The organism is Nostoc sp. (assembly GCF_036918015.1).
Lineage (GTDB): Bacteria > Cyanobacteriota > Cyanobacteriia > Cyanobacteriales > Nostocaceae > Nostoc.
In genome coordinates this window covers 1-2,881 of sequence record NZ_JBALEO010000044.1, presented here as the reverse complement: position 1 = coordinate 2,881, position 2,881 = coordinate 1, and the positions used below count along the sequence as shown (strand labels likewise).

At 42.6% G+C, this 2,881-nt stretch carries 4 protein-coding genes; 2 read left to right on the top strand and 2 right to left on the bottom strand.

The window, feature by feature from the left end; all coding sequences use genetic code 11:
• Window positions 1–79 precede the first annotated feature (79 nt).
• Complete coding sequence (locus tag V7K61_RS10345) at window positions 80–1,291, top strand: aminotransferase class I/II-fold pyridoxal phosphate-dependent enzyme (protein ID WP_335053250.1); 1,212 nt, start codon at window positions 80–82, stop codon at window positions 1,289–1,291.
• Window positions 1,292–1,613: 322 nt separating this feature from the next.
• Here V7K61_RS10345 and V7K61_RS10340 read toward each other — a convergent pair whose 3' ends face one another.
• On the bottom strand, window positions 1,614–1,820 hold the full coding sequence (locus V7K61_RS10340) for a hypothetical protein (RefSeq protein WP_335053249.1): 207 nt from the start codon (window positions 1,818–1,820) through the stop codon (window positions 1,614–1,616).
• A gap of 163 nt (window positions 1,821–1,983) precedes the next feature.
• Between V7K61_RS10340 and V7K61_RS10335 the strand changes: the two genes are divergently transcribed.
• Window positions 1,984–2,115, top strand: a complete 132-nt coding sequence (locus tag V7K61_RS10335) for a hypothetical protein (RefSeq protein ID WP_335053248.1) — start codon at window positions 1,984–1,986, stop codon at window positions 2,113–2,115.
• Between the two features lie 205 nt (window positions 2,116–2,320).
• On the opposite strand, the gene V7K61_RS10330 is transcribed toward V7K61_RS10335, so the two are convergent.
• Window positions 2,321–2,836, bottom strand: a complete 516-nt coding sequence (locus V7K61_RS10330; protein ID WP_334955773.1) for a hypothetical protein — start codon at window positions 2,834–2,836, stop codon at window positions 2,321–2,323.
• Between the last annotated feature and the right edge of the window lie 45 nt (window positions 2,837–2,881).

Genomic DNA, 2,881 nt, shown 5'->3' with positions numbered 1-2,881 from the left:
CTAGATGCGATCGCTTGTTGTTAATGTATGCAATTACGACTATACTGCCTGCATCAGATAGCAATCAAAGGCTGGGGTTATGCCGGATACGACAGATGAAGGCAAAATTCACTTCATATCACCACAGTTATTGAAGAAATTAGATTACCAAACGCCTATAAGTAAATTTTACGCTTCAGCGACCTATATGAGTCGCCGAACTGAGCCGGAAAGCCTTGATTTTTCCTTGGGTGATGCTCATGAAATGCCACTTCCAGGGTTTGTAGAAGCCCTGCAACGTTGGAGTGTACCACAAAACTCCAGTTGGTATGGCTACAAGGGAAATATTCCCGAATCGCGGGTTACTGTATCTGCATCTCTTCAGGAGAAACGCGGACTTTCTATATTGCCTGAAGATATTTTTATGACTAATGGGACTCTAGTCGGTTTGGCGATTTGTCTGCAAATAGTAGCTGGGGAAGGGGATGAGGTAATTATTTTGACTCCACCGTGGTTAGGTTATAGGCGTATGGTGCATTTTACAGGTGCGGTTCCAGTGGGTGTGCCTGTAGATACCAGCACCTTCGATATAAATTTGGAGGCGATCGCTGAAGCAATTACCGAACGAACTCGGGCAATAATTATTAATTCACCTCACAACCCTACAGGTAAGATTTTTTCAGCTAGGACTCTAGAGGGTTTGGCAACTATACTAGCTGAGGCTTCTAAACTCTACGGCAAGGTGATTTACATGATTTCTGATGAAACCTTCAGCCGCATTGTTTTTGATCACCAATCTTGTCCCAGCCCGACCCAGTTTTACCCATTTTCTTTCTTGGTATATGGTTACAGTAAAACCTTAATGGCTCCCGGTCAACGTATCGGATATATCGCTCTTCCCTCCACTATGCCCAAGCGGGAAGAAATAAGGCGAGTAATCGCTATGTTACAAGCAAGTGCTTTTGGTTGGTGTTTTCCTAGCGTATTAATGCAATATGCCCTAAGCGACTTGGAAAAAATAAACATAAATATGGAGCATTTACAAAAAAAGCGAGATTGGATGGATTCGTCGCTGCGAGGCATGGGTTATCAACTGCATACCCCTGATGGGACATTCTTTTTGTTGGTGCGATCTCCTTGGGAAGATGACTGTGCTTTTGCGGAACTACTGGCAAGTCACGATGTATTTGTTTTACCAGGTACACCCCAGGAAATACCCGGTTACTTTCGGATTTCCCTTACTGCCAGCGAAGAAATGATTTCTCGTGCCTTACCCAAATTTCAAGCAGCTATACAATACGCTGTTGAATAAAAAGTCAATTGACGGCAACAGAAGTATCAATAGAAAAAATCGCACAGATATCGGCAGCAATCGATTCTGGTTTCATTGCTGTACCAACGAACCGGACTTTTTGGGACTCAAATACAAAAATTGATAGATTCGACAGAAATTTAATCCTCTTTAATTGTTATCCAATCACTCAAAATAGCCATACAACAAACGATTAACGTTGGTCTTCTCAAGGTCTTATTTTGATGTTTGGCGACAATAACCACCCTCTAACTCATTCTCCTCAAAAGAAACCCCAATTACGTCAAAAAGCTTATTACGGCAACTACACCTTGATCTGGGTCTAGCACCAATATTGTTCTTTAATCTGTTCGGGTGTCAGTTGGCTAATTTTTTCTAAAGATGTGGTATCAGGTTGAGGAATTGGCTGTTGTGATGAACTTGAAAATTCTCTTTCTGTGTCTGCTTTCATCCAAGCAGTAATTTCATTCATGTGTTCGATTCTGTCAGCTATGTCACGAGCTGCGTGATTTAGTTCTGAGAAGTTCATAGATTTTTTTAAATATTATTGAGGCAGCTACCATTTATAATTCCCTCTTAGAAGGAAACAAACTAATAAAAAATAGGTTTTAGCTAGATAAACATGAGATTCGGTTCATTTTCTGAGGGGTCTCTGCTACTCATGAGGTTGAAGTCAAAAAATGAGGGGGGTAATGGGTAGAGAAAGTGCGATCGCACTTCTCACCCCACTCCCCACTAGCGCGATGCCTGCGGCGGGCGTAGCCATCGCTCCAAATTATCAGCGCGGTTATTGGGCATTAACGGCTTGGAATTTCATCGGCTGAAAGCTTTACAGTGCATATCTTAGAGGGCGTTCCATACCCTCGTGTTTTTATATATATAGAAAAACACGAGGGTATGGAACATCTACTCACTGGCTTTAAATTTCCTCTGTTGGGTGTTGGGCGTTGGGCATTGGGGAATTAGTTGGTTGGCGATTGGGTGTTGTCGTCTGCAAAAGCCCTTTGTCAAGCACTAGTCGCCTTCACTTTATTCTCCAGCCTTAACACGCTGCCCCGTGAAAGTAAACGTTACTGCTACTGGGGCATAATCATTAAGCGGATTTGCATTTAGTGAGAAGAACTTCAGTGTTGCTGTTGCTTTCACTATTCCAGCTTTCGGATCAAATGTCGCACGAAAATCGCTTCTGGTGAAGTTGCCGGGTAATGTCGTTGTTGGATAGCTGAAGTTAAGTCCTGTGGCAGTAATCTCTGTGCCTGAGGTACACTTCCAACGACCTTGCACATTACCAAAGGGTTGGAAAGAGGGATTACTAACACTTTGGGCTGAGGCACTGGTCACAAAGTTACCATCTTCAGTGAATGTCGTAATCCCAAAAGACGAACCGAAGTCACCAGATAGTTTCGTGAGGTACGTACCCGTCACAAGTTGGCGACAATCGTTTTTGGTGTGGGCTGAGACTTTGTGCATATTCACCACATCTGTAATAGTGAGTGCCGACAATACACAAATTGTTAACGTGGCAAAAGCATTACGAGTTTTCATTCAAAAATATCCACTTATAAGTAGATAAACTTATTGACTCAAAGT

Bases quoted from the DNA above. Each gene is read 5' to 3' on its own strand.
- V7K61_RS10335 (WP_335053248.1), top strand. From the start codon at position 1,984: ATGGGTAGAGAAAGTGCGATCGCACTTCTCACCCCACTCCCCACTAGC.
- V7K61_RS10330 (WP_334955773.1), bottom strand. From the start codon at position 2,836: ATGAAAACTCGTAATGCTTTTGCCACGTTAACAATTTGTGTATTGTCG.
- V7K61_RS10340 (WP_335053249.1), bottom strand. From the start codon at position 1,820: ATGAACTTCTCAGAACTAAATCACGCAGCTCGTGACATAGCTGACAGA.
- V7K61_RS10345 (WP_335053250.1), top strand. From the start codon at position 80: ATGCCGGATACGACAGATGAAGGCAAAATTCACTTCATATCACCACAG.